Here is a 17951-nt window from a genome sequence, read left to right on the forward strand (position 1 = left end):
TAGTTACTTTGGGAAGTGGGGTTTGTATTGAGTTGAATGACAGCGTTTTGTGAAATACGGCGGAGCAAATCCCCTGCCGGCCTATCTTTACCGAAACAAGCCGTAGTTATGGAGCACTACTACACCGCGCTTTTCCGGTACATTCAGCAGATAATCGAGCTGCCGGAAAAGGATAAGGAAAGCTGCCGCGAAACATTCAAGGCTTTACAAATGAAAAAGGACACCATGCTGGAAACGGCGGGCAAAGTGCCGTTGTATCACAATTTCATCGTATCCGGCTACATGCGTAAGTTTTACATAAACGATAAAGGCGAAGAGGTGACGGTGGACCTCAATAAGGGGCCCCGATTCTTCACCTCATACCTGCAGTTCGCGAATCAGACTGTATCGGAAGAATACCTTCATTGCATCACCGATTGCGAGTTGCTGAGGATCGGCAAGGCCGACGCCGACCGGACGGTGCAGACCAGCAGCACCCAAAAGGATTACACGATCCGGCTCTTCCAGCAGGTGATGGAAGAGGGTAAGCAGCGGATGAACGAACTGGCTACGCTTACGGCGGAGCAGCGGTACCGCAATTTTATCAGGGATTGTCCGGATATCATGAAGCATGTACCGTTAAAGTATATCGCGTCTTATCTCGGGATCAAGCCGGAGAGCCTGAGCCGCATACGGCGGGAGATTATTTCCTAACAAATGTTAAGTTTAAATCATGGTATGGTAGTTATTTTCGATGAATACTTCCATATGATGAACAATGTCCCCTTTCGCCTGTTGCGTTATGCGGCCCGGCTTTGGTTTGCCGTTGCTTGCCTGGGTCAGGCGTTTTTTGCGTATTATATTTTGATGCATTATGGGCGTTCCGGGGCGCTGGGGCAGCTGGAGGCGTGGAATAAGGTCAATCCCCATTTTTATGTGAAGGGCGATATAACGGGCAATGTCATCTTTGGCCTGCATGTGGCATTTGCGGCGGTCATTACGATACTGGGGCCATTGCAGCTGGTGGATGCGCTCCGGACGAGGGCGCCGCGTTTCCACCGGGTGAGCGGGAGAGTTTATATTGCTTCGGCGTTCCTGGTTAGCGTGGCGGGGCTGTACCTGACCTGGGTGCGCGGAGCGGTGGGAGGGCCGGTGATGGCGGTGGCGATCACGATGAATGGCGCGATCATCTTCTGCTGTGCGGCCTTTACGATCCGGAATGCCATGCAGCGGAAGTTTGCGGCGCACCAGCAGTGGGCCGTGCATCTTTACCTGGGTATGAGCGGCGTGTGGTTTTTCCGGGTGTTCCTGATGTTGTGGCTGATGATATGGAGGGCGCCCGTGGGCTTTGATCCCGCGACTTTCACAGGCCCTTTATTGACGGGGCTATCGGTGTTAGTGTACATCTTGCCCCAGGGCATCGCGGCGGTATATTTTCATGTCAGGTGCAACGGTTCTTCCCTGCAACGGGCGTTGTTCACGGGGTTTCTGGTGCTGACGGCGTTGGGGATCGGGCTGGGATCCGTGGCGGCTACGCTGGGGATGTGGATGCCGAGGCTTTAGGCAAACCGCGTCTTAGTTGTAGCGACGGATTAAGGGTATATGTTATGTCGTAAAACATGCGAATCATATTCATCATCCGACAAAACGGTATCATACGTACTTTTTACCTGCCTTAATTTAACATCGTCCGTAATGTCATTTATGAATGATTTGAAACTGTTGTTTTCCGCAACCAGCCTGTCGACAGTATCCCAGTCTATTTTTGACGATAGGCGCGATGGAAAAAGGATTTCAGAGCTATAAATGTCAGTTGGGTTGAGTTTAATAATGCCGATGCCGAAAGCATTGTTTAATCTGCGGATTTCATCAGTCAGCGCTTCGTCGTCTTCAATCTTTGCAACCACCAGGTATGCTTCGTTCGCCCAGCTGGAGTTTGAAACCGCCTGAAAAAAATACTGCCGGAGATTGGAAAGGGTTATTTCAATTTTGATTTCGAAAGAGAATAGTTTGATCGAATTGACGGAAAGGCTTTGCTGTAAGTGCAGCGTTTCTTTTTCGTAATCGGAAAAAGGGAAATATACACCCACCACATCGGGATGGAGCCACTTATTCAGCCCTTTTTTTTGTTTGGAGGACAGCTCGTGGTAAATGGTTTTTAGGTGGGCTTTGAAATGTTGATGGGAATAAGCGAATTTAACCAGCGACGGATGCAAGTTTCTTTCGTTGAATTTTGGGGTTTTGGAGGGATTTCCTTCAATAGAATTGTCAGGCAACTTATTGGATGCGTATGATATGCGCTTAAGGCCGAATGTGGATGGCCGTTTGGAAGTTTGAATGAAAACAGATGACGGATTGTCCCGAACGTCAACATAAAGTTGGGCACCTATTGAATTCTGCGGGGTTTTGCCGGAGGTCCTGAACTTTTCAGTCAAGCCGAATTCTTTTGCTTTCAACCAGATGTCTGGCGGAGAAAGAGGAGTGTTCGCTTTTTCCAATGTCTGTTCAGCAAGCTTGAGGAATGTTAATTTGGTGTTCTCTTGCATGGTCGTACATTGTTTGATTTATGGAGTCAGCAAATGGTGATGCCGTCTGGATTTCAGGGTATGAATATAGCGATTTAGTTAAGTATTTGCGTCCAGGAGAGACCGATTTACGTGTAAGCGCCTTACTTCAGCCGGATTGTATGGGAAAAGCACGGACATGCTTGTTTGTTCCTTTCATTTCGACGGCGTTTGGTTACTATTTACCAACAGCTGAGTATACAGGGTCTTCCAGGGAATCCACCGGTTTTTCCGCTTTCACTTCCTTGAATTCCATCACCCCTGTATAGTCGTCCATAATTTCAAATACCGGTCGGCCTACGAGCGCGCCCACGCCAACTGCGCAACGGAGAAAATAGGCTTTCCCCGGCTGAAAATCCACCATGATTTCCGTCCTTTTTTCCGTGCGCGCCCATAACCGGGCTTGTCCGGGAGTGTAGATTTTCACCTGGTAGCTCCCCCCGTTTTTTACCCGGCAAACCATTGAATCATTAACGTGCAGATTGTATTGCACCACCACACCCAACCCTGAATTGGGGCGATATACGCACAGCAGCGCATATGACGCGGTATCAGGCACCAGGGCGCGCATCGCGGAGTCTGATGCCGCTTTTTGCTCCGCGAGCATGGGCGCGAGGTCTTCGAGATAATATAATTCCGCGTTCATGCGGTAGCAGGTACTCCAGGCGTCGGGTGGTTTGATCTGGGTGAATTTGATGATGTTGGCGCCGGAAAGGCGGGCTTTGGTGCGGGCTTCGTTGATGGATTGGGTATAACCGCAATTCGACTTTAAACCTCCGTCCTTGATCCTGAGTTTGCCCTTGGAGGTAGCATTGACAGGAACGTGGCCGCCCGGCTGAACGATCAATACAGTACTTTGGGCAGGCAGTTGCTGGGCTGCAGCCAGCATGGGTATAAAGAGGCATAGAACTAATAGCGTATAAGAGCATCTCATGGGATAAAATTAGTGAAATCGGCTGACGTAACACAACACGATACCGCACGGGCGGCGAGAGGCCCTGGTAACTGGCATCAAAAAACGAACTCGACTTATTATTAGACAAAAAAATGAAAGCCCGCAACAAGGGGGAGGCTCTAAAAAATCGTGCGGGCTGGGAGGAACGATTATCGAACTTTTAACAACTCAAATATTCTCATATTAATATTAGCTACTCCGATTTATTCTATAGTTGAATGTAAGTACCTTCCAATGCCACAATGTAAAAGTTTGTTTTGCTGAAATGTAATCCCGTTCTGTACTTACTATCAGCCGATCGCGAAAAGATCGGATGTATTGAGACCAACAGTTTCCTTTAGAATCTTTAAGCAAAAAGTAGAAACCGGCATCTCCAAATTCCGTCCCTGATGAATCCAGCACCAGCTCCCCATTTTTTCCGACTCGAGGCGCCATGAGAACAGTAGCATTACCATTTGGTAATGGAAAAACGGCCTTAATGCATGTTTTCCCTGAAGGCAGGGTGCTTAGCCCATAAGCTCCAGAGTAAATTACCCGACCACTTGACTGAACAGACCTGAACCAAAATGTATACCTGGCCTGATCAGTTAAAGGATCTTTTAAAGTAATTACTTTGCTGTTCAATAATTCGCCGTTCTTGATATTTCCTGTCGGAACATTTAACTGGTTGATTCTATTGCTAAACATTTTATTCAGCAATATGCCGAAAACTTTGAAAAAAGGGTTCCATTTCACTGAAAAATCCAGGGAATAGTCAGCGGTATCCTCATAGAAATCAATAATGTGCCGCGATAAAGTTAAAAATTCGCAAGCTGGCAGGTTGAGCTTATCCATTGAAGGGATCAGTCCCTGCTTACTCGTCTCATCTTCAATTACTAAGTCTTCCTTTCGGGCTAATTGCCCAATGAAATCCTCACCGATTGCATCTAAGTGTCCGAATGGCCCCATTAACCAAGGGACTTCACTGGGATTTATTCTACGTCCCCGCAAAATCACCCATTGTTGGGTTAACCAATCCTGAAATTTCTGCGCTGGATACGCTAAGTTCATTCCCTAAAGTTCTTTGAGGTTAGGAATATAGTTTGACCGGCCATTCCATTCGCCAAACTCCGCAATGGGTTTAAATCGCAGCGTTGTAAATTCGAAATGAAAGTCTTTTCTTTCTCTTTCCTTCATTGCATTCACATGCCTGTTCTGATGTGGAACAGCACTGTTCCCCCAAACCATATCCGCCATTTCCTGTTGAGATTTCCAGATTGTAAAAGTTGAAACCGTGCGGGGAAGTCTGATAGAAGCAGTGGAAAATAATACACCCGGGTGATCCCGAACCAATTTTTCGACAGGCCTGCCCCAATGAATAAATCTTGGAATTTCCGGTAACTTCATCCGGGCGAGCGTTACCGCCACTACGGGCTCATCCGGATAATTCAATGCAGGCGGTTCACCAGGTATCTGAAATGCGCTTATATTTCCCCACTGCCTCAAAAAGGCTAATCGCGTGTGCCATCCTTTTGAAAATATCTGGCCCATGCTATTGCTATTTAGAAAGCGGTCAATGGCAGCTTCATTTTCCCATTGTGCAAACATAGCAACCTGCCTGGCCAATATCCGCTCAGGGGAATAAATGGCAGCACCCAATGTCATTGCTGTCATATATTCTGCATGAATCAAGCCGGGAGTAATTTTCAGTTCCCGAGATGATAAGATCGCTTTTAAAGCAGCGAGATAAGATGTTTTTGTTAAATGGTAAGAGAACACACTCATGCTAGGACATTAGAGATAAACTGCCTTTGTTTCCCTTACAGAAAGTTGCCAGCCAATCAAACGGACTTAGAAGTACTGCACTTTGTGGCTGAATGATTTTCCGTGCGTGAATTACCGTGGCATGCACATTATACGCAATTACGGCAAATTAAGTGTATTTGATAGGAATTAGCCGATTAGACGCTCGACTAGAATAAAGAAAACCCGCGCAAAGCGCGGGTCTTTAAAAAATCGTGCGGACCGGACGGGACTGCGGATATCAAATCGAAGTATGCAGCGGCTTACATAAGCCATCAATACGATGTTGATTTTCAACATCCTATAACACCGTTCTCTTTTCTTTCATAGTACCTTTATTGAGGTTGACAACAATGAACTCGACTAAAAAATCGACTAAACTATGTTGTTACCAATCAAACCGATCTGCCCTAAAAGCAAGGTACGCCGGGATGGCACGGGCCTGATCTTTATCCAGTATTGCGGCGCCGACAACAAAAAAGTGCTGCTGAATACGGAAATCGCCATCCCTCCCAAATTCTGGAACCGGAAATTCCTCCGCATTATGCCTGATCTCCCCGCCCGGTACGGCCGGGGCGCTGACCTGGGGGCGCGGCTGGCCGCGATGCTGCGGATAGTAGAGGACATTATTTCCTATGCGGTGAATGAAAAGATGCCGGATGTAGGCGTGTTCCTGAAACAGACCTTCCGCCCGGACTTTGACCCTTCCGGCCTGTTTGAGGCTGCGGAACTGGCCGTTAAAGCCAATCCGGGCATCAACCTCGACATTTATTTCCAAATCGAGCATTACATCCAATGCAAGACCGGGAAGGTATCTCCGGCCACTATCAACGTGTTCAAGACCATGAAGGAGCATGTATTGGCCTATGAAACCTATCGGGAAGCGCCGATCACATTTGAAAGCTTCGATTATTCCTTTTATGAGGGTTTTGTGGACTTCCTTACCTACGAGTATATCCAGCCCCGCCGGAAAATACCTACAAAGGGGCTGCGGCTGGCCTCCATCGGCAAAACCGTGAAGCACCTCCGCCTGTTCCTCCGCGACCGGATGCGCCGAAAGATCATCCCTCCCATTGATTTGTCGGATTTCAAAATACTGGACGAGGATGCAGACGCGATATACCTAACCTCGGCGGAGATCATGAGGATTTATTATCTGGATTTGACGGACAGGCCAGACCTTGCACCCTGCCGGGATTTGTTTGTTTTGGGGTGCCTTACGGGGCTGCGGTTCTCGGATTTCACCTCACTAAAGGGTAGCGATATCCGGAAAGGGATGCTCCATAAGAAGCAGGAGAAATCGGATCATTGGGTGGTGGTGCCGTTGCGGAAGCAGGCGGAGGAAATCTTTACAGAGCGATTCCGGGGGGGCATCCCCGTGTTCAGTAATGTAATGTTTAACCGGCTGATTAAGGAGGTAGCACAGTTGGCGGGGATCGTGGAGCCGGTGCGGTTCACCCATAAGAAGGGGAACAAGGATATTGTTACGATCCGGCCGAAGTGGGGCTGGGTGACTTCCCATACCTGCCGCCGGTCGTTTTGTACAAATGAGTTTTTAGCGGGTACGCCCGTTGAGTTGATTATGCGGATTAGCGGGCATAAGAGCCTCCGGGATTTTTACCGGTATATCCGGATCACGCCGGAAGAAGCAGGGCGTAAGATCAGGGAGATTTGGGAGAAAAGAGGGGAAATAGATAAATTGAGTTTAGTAAATACTAAAGAGTAAATTGTCCCTGTCATGGAAGAACAATACAATGTTTACTGGAATGGAACGCACGTCGGAGTTTTTGAGATTGTGGAAATGGATATGTGGGTTAATGAAGGGCCGTTTATTCCTCTGGATTCCCCTGTGGCTCATGAATTTACGAGGCTTTCAAAAGGGCTGGACATAAAAAAAGTATTCATGGATTTCAGTAAGGGTATTCCCTGCACGTTACATCCCAGTACGAACCCGGATGCAGGATGGAATGCTACCGTCCTCGGGTATATCGAAGATACCTTTGTTGTTAGAAGGATATGCTAATAATAAGGGGGCAAGATTGCCCCCTACATTGGAAAAGTATATATACGATGTAAAGAATATGGTTAGAGCATAAAGTGAAAACGGCGGAATGTCCCCCAGCGCCTCATTGCATTCCTTCATCCAGCCGTTAAACGTCCTCCTTTGGCCGAACAGATCATATCCGAACGCATAGATATCGGCCAACTGTAGGATCGTATTACTGGCCTCTACCGGGAAAACCCTTGCATCCCTCCATTCCCGGAATCCATCGCCGGTAATATTCAGGACAAAGCACAAATCGGTAATATCCAGTTCGGTTACGATCAGGAAATCCTCTACCATATGGAGGGGAAGGCCGGATTGAATGATTTCCGCCGCTCTCTCGAAGGTTAGCGGATGTAATTGCTTGATTTGCCCGAACGTTTGCAGGGCATGAAGTTCCAGTGTTTCAGGTTGGTTCTGTTCCATGATAAATGGGTTTATGGTTGGTTTTTGATTTGACGGAGCGGGTAAGGTGAACAGGAAAAGGCTTTCGCGTCGGGATTTGCGGGGGATTCTTGGAGAGGTTGGATAAATGTTCTTTCAGGATTTCATTGATCTTTCCCCTATCAATGCGGGAGATCAGCTCCGGGTGTTTCATATAGAAATCGAGGGTTTCTTCCTCCCATCCGAGTTCAATGCAAATCCGGGTTTGAAATATGTCACCGATCAGGTTCAGGACGGCAACGACTTTAGGGAGATTATAACGGAATTTCGCTTGCTTCGCCATAATGATTGGTTTTATACGGTGAAGGCGGCAGGCGGGGGAAGGCATAAAAAAAAGCGTGAGCCTCTACTTGCCGCCCCAGGGTCTGGAATACCGGATGACGTAAGCGAGCACCCACGCCGTAGCGTGAGCACCACCCTTGTCTCTAGTATCCTTAGTTTTCCAGACCCTGGACTAGATTCAAAAGCGATTGCCTCAATTTCTGTTGACAGAGCGGCAGGCTTTAGCACAATGATTTCCCGTCCGCTTGTATAAGTTGGACGGCTATTAATTCTGTATGCAATATAGGTGAAATAATTCACTGTACCCATACTTGGGTACATTATTTTTTGGGAAGTGTCGGAATTTCCGGGAATTATGCCCACTTCCAACGATAAATTCCTGATTGAGTTCGGCGCGCGCCTGCAGAAACTGCGGACGGCTAAGAAGCTCAGCACCCGCGAGTTCGCCTACAAAGCGGAGATTTCCCATAGTTCCGTGGGGAGATTGGAGGCCGGAGAAACCAACCCGACGCTGACCACCCTCATAAAGCTGGCCGAGGCGCTGGAGGTGGATATGAACACGCTCACCGGCAAAAAGTAGAATATCGCGCCCTTTGGGCAAGGGCCAATCTGACGCCGATGTTAAAATCTTCCGCCGACTGGCCCTTGTCCAAAGGGCGCAAGCCCGCCGCAGGCGAACAAATTTCCTTTTTTCATAGGCCCAATCCGCGACTCCGCTTCACTCTTCGCGCTAAATCCACCCGTTCGCCATCAAATCGCTTTTGAAGCCCGGCAAATGAAAAATTCCGGTGAATGTCGCTGCCCTTGAAGGCAAACTTCCCTTTCCGAAAGCTAAGCCCGGTAACTTCTCCCTTTCCGTTTTGTCTATACATAATATCGATCCGGCTGTGGGCAAGGACGTTTTCCAGATGCTGAAAGCTATTACATAGTACGAGCGCGGTTGCAATGGCGGAGAAGATTTCCTCTTTTATGGCTTCTTCGCTTCCCCGAAGGGGCGGCGTCAGTTTCGGGGTGCTCCCTTGGGCTACTTTTAACCCATGTTCCAAGGTGAGCGCCTGGGCAACCTTTTTCCCACGAAGGCCCAGCCAACTATCCGAAACGGTTTTCCCTTTGAGGTTCACCAAATTGGCGATTATATGCAGGTGTTGATGGGCCTTATCGGAATGCTTCACGATGGCAAATTGAGTATCGGTAATATTAAGCCGGTCAAGGTACTGGCGGGCTATTTCGATCATCCGGGATTCCGTTACCCTGTCTGACGGGTGAAAACTTAACATACCATGAAAGACGGCCCTGTGTTTATTGGGTAGCCTCCGGCGGTTGTCTTCAAAATCTGCAGCCATATCCTTTGGGTTCGCATCCCTTACACCGTTGACATAGAGGATCTTTACATGGTCTTCCTGCCGGCAAACGTATCGGCAGCACCCCGCAAATGATTTCCCCGTAATTACCTTACTTATCATTACTTAACCTTTTGAGAATTGAGGCCAGTTCCTGATAGGTATGATAGAACCCCTTACAGGCGTCAATATAGCCGGTAGCGTTGCAGACCTTCGCCATTTGGTTAATGTTGTTCGCCATGCCGATGAGGGCTTGCCGATACTGGCGGCCATCTTCATCCAGCCGGGCGATCACCTTCCCCCGGAGGATTATTCCCCGCATGTAGGGCATGAGTTTCAGTCCGGCTTTTTCGGCCTGTTCCTTTAGATGGGCCAGTTCGTCCGCGTTCAACCTGATTCCGACCTGGTGTAGGCGTTTCTTTGGATTTGGGGGGCGTCCTCCTTTCTTTGCACACATAAGCAAAAAATTAATGATTGCCCGCTGGCGGGCAACCTTTTGCGACCAGCGGGAGCAAAAGCGAGCGAGTTTTTGCGAAGCAAAAACACCGCTCGCTAAAACAAATCAAATGACAGGGGATGACTGACCGGGCGCCCCATCCGGATAGAGCAATTGCTGAATATCGTTCCAGAGAAAATAAGCCCGCGACCGGACTTTATACCGTTTCAGCTTGCCACACTTGATCCAGTCGTAGATCGTGGGCCGGGAAACTTGAAATAACTGGCAGACCTCGGCGATCTTTAGTAGGGGTTTGTAGGTGAGGCCGGGGGTAACAAATGTGGAACCAACTGCCGCCGGTTGCGCTTCCAACCGGCTTACTTCCTCCCGCACCAGCAAACGCAGCTTCTGCCAGAATAACTCCGGCTCGAAAGGAAACAGCATTGGCGTGGTAGGCATTTCATTCTTTGCACTTTCCATAGTTTACAGATTTAGGCTGTAAATATGGGGTTGCGGAGGCCCGGAATTGGTTTAAGTATACTTGTATTTAGTTAAATACAGTGAGATAGAAGGCTATTCGGGGTGATTAAACCGGATTTCCAGCTCTTTTAACATTTGAACACCTTTCGGAAACTGCATTTCCTCAAAGATAGTATATACCTCTTCGAAACTCTTGGCAATCTCGGTTTGCTTTCTTTGCTCAATTTTTACCCGCTTCTCCTTTTTAAACAATAAGTCAAGTTCATTTTTCAGGCCCTTTTGGCTTACACCGAATATTTTGAGTAGCAGGCTTGCGGATTTATCGTTCGGGGTTAGATAATTGATTTCAGCGCATTTATCTAAAATATAATAAAGTAACACCAGCCCTCGCGTGGAAAGTTGCTCTCGCTTGCACTTTTCTGCCCAAATCCGCTGGTTTCCTTCGAACTCCGCTATCACTGTTTCCAGTTTAGGAAGAAAATCACTGGTAAAGGCGGGACGGTATAAAAGGACGTATAAGGGCAAGTAAAGTAAAATCCCGACTACTAGTACTGTTAGGAGATAAGAGAAATTAAAACTGGCAAGAATTGCCATGAATACAGTACCGCAGGTGGCTACCAAAGCCGCATAGTGAAACAAGGCCCAAAACCAAAAGTCGTTGATTAATTTCCGCCGGGTTGCGGCTATCGGCCAACTATCAAAATGCTCCAGATGCCTTTCGTGAGTTCTGCGGAAGTGCATTATTAAGTAATTATAGTTAGTTGACTGTTCAAATAGAATGAAAGACTTCAATCGCCGAAAAGAAAGAAAATCCATATCCCTTTGATTTCTATCAAATTACTAAAAATTAACGAAGATTAATATTAAAAATAATTGGAGCTTACTTTACAATTAATCTAAAACCATTGATAAGTATTATTTTCGATCTCTTTATTCCAATAGATTTTCCTGTTTTTTGCAATAGTCAAGACTCAAATAATTTTTGAAATTGCAGTACCTACATTTTCAATAAAATCAATGGAAGTTGTCACTACAGCATCCGAAATCGGACGCCTAGTTTTATATACTGGTTCTATGTCAGCTTCGTGAGCTATCATATTGCGTCGATCTACGATTAAGCTAAGTTGCGTTTTGATGTTTACTTCGGTATCATGCATTAATAAGCTTACCTGTTGCCATAAGTTGGTTGAAGAAAATAAAGCAATTGCGTCCTTTACCTTATCAGGTTTCTGATAAGATTGCCAACCTAAATTTTTTCGAATTTCGGCCTCGAATATTGCATGAGGTGATGAGTGAGAAAGATTGCCTACAAGTTCTAATGAAACATTATGTTTTAAATATTTTTTCGTTGGTGCTCTAATTCCCCGAAATATTTCTATCATTCCAATAACAGTAATTTCATGGATATAGTGGTCGAGAGCACTAACACCTAAAACTATGCAGGACCTTTTTACATTGTCAAAGTCAATAATTTTGGTTCCCCCCAAAGAGGCAGCAAGAGCGACAGATGCTAAATGCGTTTTCCTGATTTCCTCAATGTTAACCAGAAATTGATTGAACGCTGTCCTCATATTGCCATACTAATTATATCGTCAGCAAATCTATCAAATATGGTTAGGAACCTATCCCTAATTCTTTTATACTGGGTCAGAACTTTACCTTTGCCTAAGGACGAATCAGGAAGTTCATAGACTGGGACACCAAGATGTTGAGCTTTGGGGATTAAGCCCTGAAAGTCAGGAATTTCTGCTATAGCATATCCTTTGGCTAATTGACCGGTAGTATATTTATGTGCGGGTAGAATCATTCCTTCCGAAGTCAAAGCTGGAATTAAATGCGTATTTACACAATCCGCTATCTCATCAAACCAAGTTTGAAATGATGCTGATGGATTATTATTCCTAATAGCATAGTTTTGAACAACAGTTCCTAGAAGTTGTGGCGTAGTAGTTGGAAATGGATAAGTACTTGTACCAAATGTTATTCGCGCGTCTTTTGCCCATTTTTCCCACTTCGGTAAAACATTAGAAAGCGCCCTTATTGCCATTACTGAAAAATAGTCAGGTGAGGTAGGAAGTATAAAATAGTTACTGATGCAGAATAAGTTTTGATTCATAGAACTTAAACTTGGGTTCATATCAATTATTAAGTAATCAGCATTGTATTTGGCCGCTACCAAGATAAGAAACCAATTAAAAGCTCCTGGAAGATTTTTTAAAGTAGGAATGCTATTTGAAAGTTGGTGAGAAATGCTTAATGAAACTTCATATTCTGACAAATTAATATGCCCAGGAATTAATAGCATATTTGAATTTTTAGGCTCTACATAACAATCAATTGCTTTCAAGGGCACTGGAATTGAATCAAACGCAGGGGCAATACCAGCCATTAGATTGTCATTTGGTCTCGTTCGATAAAAATCATCAAAATCATCCCCTAAAATCAATCCGGTGAGATTACATTGCGGATCGGCATCCACTAAGATTACCTTTTTTCCCTTTCGCGCCAATTTCCAAGCTAAATTGTATGCTGTCGTTGTTTTGCTTACTCCTCCCTTATGATTAAACAGACATATTTTAATTGCCATAGTTTTATTTTAAGACAAAAATATAAGAATAAAAAGCCAATTATTTAGAATATGATCAAAAAGATTATGGAGGGGTCTCGTGAAAGTTAAACGGGATGGTAACTAAGCTGAATACATTAAAGCGAAGTGCATTATCGCCTTTTTTTATGATAAACTTGCTGATATTTCCTACATTTAATAAGTCATGTTAACCTCCGTAAAGATCATTGAAAACAAAAGGGAACTCGACTAAATACTCGACTAAAAACAGAAAACCCGCGCCAAGCGCGGGTCTCTTCTAATTTTTGCGGACCGGACGGGACTCGAACCCGCGACCTCCGCCGTGACAGGGCGGCATTCTAACCGACTGAACTACCGATCCTTTCCGTTAACCGGGTTGCAAATATAGCGACAAGTCTTGTAATTTTACAAATCAATTTTTCACATGCCGCAAAACGACCATTCCCCTACACCCCAGGCGCCCCGCCTGACCCGTCTGGCCCCCACGCCCAGCGGATTCCTGCACGCCGGGAACCTCCTGTCGTTCGCGGCCACCTTTGCCCTCAGCCTCCGCCTCAACGCAAACATCCTCCTCCGGATCGACGATCTCGACCGCGACCGGCTCCGCCCCGAATACGTCGCCGATATCTTCGATACCCTCGAATTCATGGACATCCCCTGGCACCAGGGCCCTCGCAGCCCGGATGATTTCTACACGCACTGGTCCCAATCCCTCCGCACGGAATCCTACAATTCCCTCCTCAATTCCCTCCGCGAAGGTAGTCACGTTTTCGCCTGCGATTGCTCCAGGTCCCAACTACTGAATGGCATCTACCCCGGCACCTGCCGGCATAAAAACATCCCGCTGGATCAACCCGGAGTTGCCTGGCGACTGAAAACAAACCCGGACGCACGCATCGCCATACGTTCCCTGGGGCCCGCAATCCCGCCCATGTCATTGCCGCCTTCGATGTACGACTTCGTGGTGCGCAAAAAAAACGGGGATCCCGCATATCAATTGGCATCTGTTGCCGATGATCTCCATTTCGGCATCACCCACGCGGTGCGCGGAAATGACTTGTTACCTTCCTCCCTCGGCCAGCTCTACCTCGCATCGCTACTCCCGCCTAATGGATTTGCTGACACTATTTTCTGGCACCACCCGCTGCTGGAAGGCCCCTCGGGCCATAAGCTCTCCAAATCCGCCGGCGATACTTCGATCCGACACATGCGCGCGCAAGGCCTTTCGCCTGCAGATATCTGCACCGCCATCGCACGTATGTCGGACCCGCATGCAACGCCCCAAAGCGCCCGTGAACTGGGCGATTGGTTCGTGCAGCAACAACGTGTTGCGTAAATTACTTCACAGGCTCCCGGAGAATCGTTTTCAGTTTCTCCTGCGGCGTTTTCCGGAAATCGGAAAGGTAAATTTCATGGTGCAACCCGTTGTGGGAAAGGTTTTGCGCCACCATGAACTCATGCATCACCTGCAGCGACTCACCCTCGCGGCTGAACGGCCCCTTATGCAACATCTGTACGGATTTGCCTTCGTGCATGCTGAACAACGACACTTTCTCCGCTTGCGGAACGCCCTTCTTCACCGCAGTGGCAATGCCTGCCTGGATATCTTCCGCCGTCACGAAATCGGGGAGGCGGATTAGCAGCCGGTACGACCATTCGCTGCGGGGCACTTTCACAGGTGCATCGGCCATCGTAAGCCCTGGGAAGGCCTGCATGTCGAACCACCACTGGCCCTCCAGTTTGGCGACGGTGAAGTCGTTGCCGCGCTCCTTGCAGCGGAATTTGATCGCATAGGCTACGGGGTACAAAGCGGCCACGTTAGCGGCAAACGCTTCGCCCGACGGGTCACCGGTGCCGGTGAGTGAAAGGTACTGTGCCGGCCCGATATCCACGATCTCGGGTCGGGTGGGTGCATGGTAGTAGGTTTTGTACTTTTTAGTAAGGTCCAGTTTTTCCATCGGTGAATTTTGACGCAAGTAAATTTCCGGGGCTGACAACCGTATGTCAGTAGCATGCATTATTTATTTTTATTAACTTCCGACTTAACTAAAACAACATCCTATGAGCAAATTCGTCATCACCAAAAGATCTGACGGTGAATTTCAGTTTAACCTGAAAGCCGGAAACGGGGAAAACATCCTCAGCAGCGAAGGGTATTCTACCAAAGCCGCATGCCAGAATGGAATCGATTCCGTTCGGAACAACGCCCGGCAGGATGAGCGCTTCGACCGCAAAACGAACGCCGGCGGGAAGTTCTATTTCAACCTGAAAGCCGCCAACGGTCAGATCATCGGCACCAGCCAGCAATACACCACTGAAGCGAGCCGCGACGGCGGAATCGAATCCGTAAAGAAAAATGCGCCCGATGCGGAGGTGGACGATCAGTCGGCCGCCTAGCCGTAGTACCTGCATACGATACTAATTAGCCTGCACCCGCAGGCTTTTTTCATCTATATCGCTTTGGTATCATGCTGTAGTCGTGGCTGGCGCTTACTTTTGTTGGGCTTTCTGTCATTTTCCTCCTTTTTCAGTGTATCGCCTTTAGCCCAAAAAATCATGTCCAGAAGTTTTAAATCAGTCAGTTCACTAATCTTTAATGCATTTGATTTGTCTGCCGACGAAATCGCATGTCTAAGCTTTCGCAACAATGGTTTATTGTCAGCTATCCATTTTTTGTAAGCTGCACCGATAATGCAATAGGAATAAAAGAAGCCTTCTCTGTGTAATTTGAAATATACTCTAACGTAGCTATCAAGACAATAATATTCATTGGGATTAACGGTATGGGCCAGCTTGGTGAAGAAAGATGCAAGGTTCCGTTCCTTATCCTCGTCATTAAATTTTGCGTGCATGAAGAAGTTTGTATAAGCTTCAAATGGGGACTTTTCTATCAGGTTGACAATTGTATATTTTTGGGATTCCATTTGCGCTCTTAGTTCTGCCTTTATGCCCCTCGTCAAGCTGTAGGCTTTAGCGAATTTATTTATGAATCCTTCCTGCATCGAATTATGAATTTTTCCTGCCTGTGAAAGATATATCTTGTGGAAGGATGCAGTTTTAGCGGTATTGATGAATTTGTTAAGAAATACTGCTTCAACCAAATCGGGGATTGAGTTGGGATTGATTTCGCTTTCGATTTTTCTATAGGTTGCATTTACTACATAATCGAAATACATGTCTCTTAATTGTTCCATACTGGCGCTTTCTCTAAAAATACAGCTTACGCTTGTAAAAGCTAACTGTGGTAATTGGGCCAGATATAAACTCTTCCTAAAAATCAAAAAATGCCCAAAGACCGAAGTCAATGAGCATTTAAAGCTTGCGGAGGAGAAGGGATTCGAACCCTTGATAGGCTTTCACCTATACACACTTTCCAGGCGTGCCAGTTCAACCACTCCTGCACTCCTCCGGCGGTTGAATTATTCAATTCAGGGTTGCAAAGATAGACTTTTGTTGAAACTTTCCAATTTATTTTTTGGAATTATTGACCCTTCCAGGCCATCCGCATATACACCCCGCCTTTCTTCAGTTCCTCCAGCATCTGCCGGAGCCGCTTTTCGCGGGTTTCTTCCCGCACGGCGCGGGTGATCCAGGACAGATAATCGTTTTGCTGATAAGCCGGCCGGGCTTCGTATTGTTCTATCAGCCCCTCGCGCTGTAAAGCCTCCGCAATATAGCCGGGCATCGGCTGAAGGGGCCTTCTCAGATTACTGAAATCGCGTTGCATGGTTAAATGGTTGAAGGTTTTAACAATATAAAGATACCATGCCTCTGCTTACTCAATCACCGGCTCGGAAGGCGTCAGTTCCCCGCGCAGCGGCACCTCCAGCAAACGCTTCACCTCTTCCGGCGGAAGGTTCTGCCCCAGGAGGAACATGAGCTTCGTGGTCGCCGCCTCAAACGTCATATCGTGACCGCTCACTACACCGATCTTCTGCAGGTGGGTGGACGTCTCATATTTGCCCAGCTCCACAGAGCCACCGTCGCATTGTGTTATGTCGACCATGATGATCCCCTTGTCCGCCGCCTTCTGCAGGCACTCGGTGAACCAGGATTGCGTGGTGGCGTTGCCGCTGCCGAAGGTCTCCAGTAACAGGCCGCGCATGCCCGGCGTGTTTACGATCGCTTCTACCGCACGGCGGGTGATGCCGGGGAAAATCTTCAGCACGCCGATGTTGGGGTCCATACTTTTATGCACCTTCAGCTCCTGCGATGGCGCCGGCAGCATAAAGTCGCGCTTGTATTTGATGTCGATCCCGGCTTCCGCCAGGGCAGGGTAGTTCATGGAATAAAACGCTTCGAACTTCTCGGCGTTGTACTTCTTCGCGCGGTTGCCGCGGAACAGCATGAAGTCGAAATAAATGCATACTTCCGGCACCATGCAATGGCCGTTCGCCTTGGTGCTGGCGATTTCCATGGCGGTGATGATGTTCTCCTTCGCATCGGTGCGGATCTTGCCGATCGGCAACTGGCTGCCGGTGAGGATCACGGGTTTGGACAAATTCTCCAGCATATAACTCAGCGCCGAAGCGGTAAACGCCATGGTGTCGGAGCCATGCAGGATCACGAACCCGTCGTAGCGGTCGTACCGGTCTTCAATGATGCCGGCCAGCTCCGACCATACCTCCGGGTGCATGTCGGACGAATCCATCGGGGGATTGAACGCATACACGTAAAAATCAATTCCCATCCGGTAGAGCTCCGGAAGATTATTCCTGATCTCGTTAAAACCGATGGGCCGCAACGCGGTTGTCTTTTCGTCGTAAATCATCCCCACGGTGCCCCCGGTATAGATGATGAGAATCTTCGTCATGTAACGCTATAGAATTGCATGCAAATGTACCGCGTTATCAGTTAGAGCATTTTGAATAATTTTTGTGCATTGGTAGTGGTAACCGCCGCGACTTCCTCAATTTTTAGATTTTTTACATCTGCGATCCGTTGTGCGATCAGCGGGAGGTAGCTGCTTTCGTTGCGCTTGCCGCGATAGGGAACCGGCGCCAGGTAGGGCGCATCCGTTTCCAGTACGAGGTTTTCCAGGGGAAGATCGGCGACCAC

General features: G+C 47.5%; 23 protein-coding genes and 2 tRNA genes. 6 read left to right on the plus strand and 19 right to left on the minus strand.

Annotated elements, in window-relative coordinates:
* Positions 1 to 108: 108 nt before the first annotated feature.
* Both Q0510_RS00840 and Q0510_RS00845 read left to right on the plus strand, forming a co-directional pair.
* On the plus strand, positions 109 to 693 hold the full coding sequence (locus tag Q0510_RS00840; RefSeq protein ID WP_298707355.1) for a hypothetical protein: 585 nt from the start codon (positions 109 to 111) through the stop codon (positions 691 to 693).
* Between the two features lie 153 nt (positions 694 to 846).
* A complete protein-coding gene (locus tag Q0510_RS00845) occupies positions 847 to 1542 on the plus strand; it encodes a DUF2306 domain-containing protein (protein ID WP_298707357.1) in 696 nt (231 codons plus the stop codon).
* 29 nt (positions 1543 to 1571) lie between these two features.
* Here the strand turns inward: Q0510_RS00845 and Q0510_RS00850 are convergent, their stop codons facing one another.
* The 4 genes from Q0510_RS00850 to Q0510_RS00865 all read right to left on the minus strand — a co-directional run bounded on the left by Q0510_RS00850 (position 1572) and on the right by Q0510_RS00865 (position 5262).
* Complete coding sequence (locus Q0510_RS00850; RefSeq protein WP_298707358.1) at positions 1572 to 2525, minus strand: HTH domain-containing protein; 954 nt, start codon at positions 2523 to 2525, stop codon at positions 1572 to 1574.
* 196 nt (positions 2526 to 2721) lie between these two features.
* On the minus strand, positions 2722 to 3477 hold the full coding sequence (locus Q0510_RS00855) for a hypothetical protein (RefSeq protein ID WP_298707360.1): 756 nt from the start codon (positions 3475 to 3477) through the stop codon (positions 2722 to 2724).
* A gap of 210 nt (positions 3478 to 3687) precedes the next feature.
* Positions 3688 to 4548: a hypothetical protein gene (locus Q0510_RS00860; RefSeq protein ID WP_298707362.1), complete on the minus strand. Its 861-nt coding sequence runs from the start codon at positions 4546 to 4548 to the stop codon at positions 3688 to 3690.
* Positions 4549 to 4551: 3 nt separating this feature from the next.
* Positions 4552 to 5262, minus strand: coding sequence for a hypothetical protein (locus Q0510_RS00865; RefSeq protein ID WP_298707363.1), 711 nt, complete (start codon positions 5260 to 5262; stop codon positions 4552 to 4554).
* 400 nt (positions 5263 to 5662) lie between these two features.
* On the opposite strand from Q0510_RS00865, the gene Q0510_RS00870 reads away from it, so the two are divergent.
* Complete coding sequence (locus tag Q0510_RS00870; RefSeq protein ID WP_298707364.1) at positions 5663 to 7006, plus strand: phage integrase SAM-like domain-containing protein; 1344 nt, start codon at positions 5663 to 5665, stop codon at positions 7004 to 7006.
* 207 nt (positions 7007 to 7213) lie between these two features.
* Here Q0510_RS00870 and Q0510_RS00875 read toward each other — a convergent pair whose 3' ends face one another.
* Together Q0510_RS00875 and Q0510_RS00880 are read right to left on the minus strand one after the other, a co-directional pair.
* Complete coding sequence (locus tag Q0510_RS00875) at positions 7214 to 7750, minus strand: hypothetical protein (RefSeq protein WP_298707366.1); 537 nt, start codon at positions 7748 to 7750, stop codon at positions 7214 to 7216.
* Positions 7731 to 8051: a hypothetical protein gene (locus tag Q0510_RS00880; protein WP_298707368.1), complete on the minus strand. Its 321-nt coding sequence runs from the start codon at positions 8049 to 8051 to the stop codon at positions 7731 to 7733. The genes Q0510_RS00875 and Q0510_RS00880 overlap by 20 nt, the downstream gene beginning before the upstream one ends.
* Before the next feature lie 354 nt (positions 8052 to 8405).
* On the opposite strand from Q0510_RS00880, the gene Q0510_RS00885 reads away from it, so the two are divergent.
* Positions 8406 to 8630 carry a helix-turn-helix transcriptional regulator gene (locus Q0510_RS00885; RefSeq protein ID WP_298707370.1) on the plus strand — a complete coding sequence of 75 codons (225 nt, stop codon included), beginning with the start codon at positions 8406 to 8408 and terminating at the stop codon, positions 8628 to 8630.
* Positions 8631 to 8742: 112 nt separating this feature from the next.
* On the opposite strand, the gene Q0510_RS00890 is transcribed toward Q0510_RS00885, so the two are convergent.
* The 7 genes from Q0510_RS00890 to Q0510_RS00920 all read right to left on the minus strand — a co-directional run bounded on the left by Q0510_RS00890 (position 8743) and on the right by Q0510_RS00920 (position 13254).
* Positions 8743 to 9513: a relaxase/mobilization nuclease domain-containing protein gene (locus Q0510_RS00890; RefSeq protein WP_298707372.1), complete on the minus strand. Its 771-nt coding sequence runs from the start codon at positions 9511 to 9513 to the stop codon at positions 8743 to 8745.
* Entirely contained in the window at positions 9503 to 9847 is a 345-nt protein-coding gene (mobC, locus tag Q0510_RS00895) for a plasmid mobilization relaxosome protein MobC (RefSeq protein ID WP_298707373.1), read from the minus strand. Before mobC ends, Q0510_RS00890 begins: the two co-directional genes overlap by 11 nt.
* A gap of 105 nt (positions 9848 to 9952) precedes the next feature.
* Entirely contained in the window at positions 9953 to 10306 is a 354-nt protein-coding gene (locus Q0510_RS00900; protein ID WP_298707375.1) for a helix-turn-helix domain-containing protein, read from the minus strand.
* Positions 10307 to 10399: 93 nt separating this feature from the next.
* Entirely contained in the window at positions 10400 to 11047 is a 648-nt protein-coding gene (locus tag Q0510_RS00905) for a hypothetical protein (protein ID WP_298707377.1), read from the minus strand.
* A gap of 230 nt (positions 11048 to 11277) precedes the next feature.
* Positions 11278 to 11877 (minus strand): HEPN domain-containing protein, encoded by a 600-nt coding sequence (locus Q0510_RS00910; RefSeq protein WP_298707378.1) that lies wholly within the window; start codon positions 11875 to 11877, stop codon positions 11278 to 11280.
* Positions 11874 to 12893: an AAA family ATPase gene (locus Q0510_RS00915; protein WP_298707380.1), complete on the minus strand. Its 1020-nt coding sequence runs from the start codon at positions 12891 to 12893 to the stop codon at positions 11874 to 11876. The genes Q0510_RS00910 and Q0510_RS00915 overlap by 4 nt, the downstream gene beginning before the upstream one ends.
* A 287-nt stretch (positions 12894 to 13180) precedes the next feature.
* Positions 13181 to 13254: transfer RNA gene (locus Q0510_RS00920), tRNA-Asp, on the minus strand.
* A gap of 63 nt (positions 13255 to 13317) precedes the next feature.
* On the opposite strand from Q0510_RS00920, the gene Q0510_RS00925 reads away from it, so the two are divergent.
* The gene (locus Q0510_RS00925; protein ID WP_298707381.1) at positions 13318 to 14229 is read left to right on the plus strand and encodes a glutamate--tRNA ligase family protein; all 912 of its coding nucleotides are present in this window, start codon (positions 13318 to 13320) and stop codon (positions 14227 to 14229) included.
* A 1-nt stretch (position 14230) separates the two neighbouring features.
* On the opposite strand, the gene Q0510_RS00930 is transcribed toward Q0510_RS00925, so the two are convergent.
* Positions 14231 to 14851, minus strand: a complete 621-nt coding sequence (locus Q0510_RS00930) for a GyrI-like domain-containing protein (RefSeq protein ID WP_298707383.1) — start codon at positions 14849 to 14851, stop codon at positions 14231 to 14233.
* A 103-nt stretch (positions 14852 to 14954) separates the two neighbouring features.
* On the opposite strand from Q0510_RS00930, the gene Q0510_RS00935 reads away from it, so the two are divergent.
* Entirely contained in the window at positions 14955 to 15290 is a 336-nt protein-coding gene (locus Q0510_RS00935) for a YegP family protein (protein ID WP_298707384.1), read from the plus strand.
* Positions 15291 to 15343: 53 nt separating this feature from the next.
* Here the strand turns inward: Q0510_RS00935 and Q0510_RS00940 are convergent, their stop codons facing one another.
* From Q0510_RS00940 to Q0510_RS00960, 5 genes are all read right to left on the minus strand, one after another.
* Positions 15344 to 16087 (minus strand): hypothetical protein, encoded by a 744-nt coding sequence (locus Q0510_RS00940; protein ID WP_298707387.1) that lies wholly within the window; start codon positions 16085 to 16087, stop codon positions 15344 to 15346.
* 128 nt (positions 16088 to 16215) lie between these two features.
* Positions 16216 to 16302, minus strand: a tRNA-Ser gene (locus tag Q0510_RS00945).
* Between the two features lie 72 nt (positions 16303 to 16374).
* The gene (locus Q0510_RS00950; protein WP_298707389.1) at positions 16375 to 16620 is read right to left on the minus strand and encodes a YdeI/OmpD-associated family protein; all 246 of its coding nucleotides are present in this window, start codon (positions 16618 to 16620) and stop codon (positions 16375 to 16377) included.
* 48 nt (positions 16621 to 16668) lie between these two features.
* On the minus strand, positions 16669 to 17706 hold the full coding sequence (locus Q0510_RS00955; RefSeq protein ID WP_298707391.1) for an asparaginase: 1038 nt from the start codon (positions 17704 to 17706) through the stop codon (positions 16669 to 16671).
* 41 nt (positions 17707 to 17747) lie between these two features.
* On the minus strand, positions 17748 to 17951 hold a 204-nt coding region (locus Q0510_RS00960; protein WP_298707393.1), incomplete at its 5' end, for a TatD family hydrolase.

The organism is uncultured Chitinophaga sp. (assembly GCF_937874145.1).
Taxonomy (GTDB): Bacteria; Bacteroidota; Bacteroidia; order Chitinophagales; family Chitinophagaceae; genus Chitinophaga.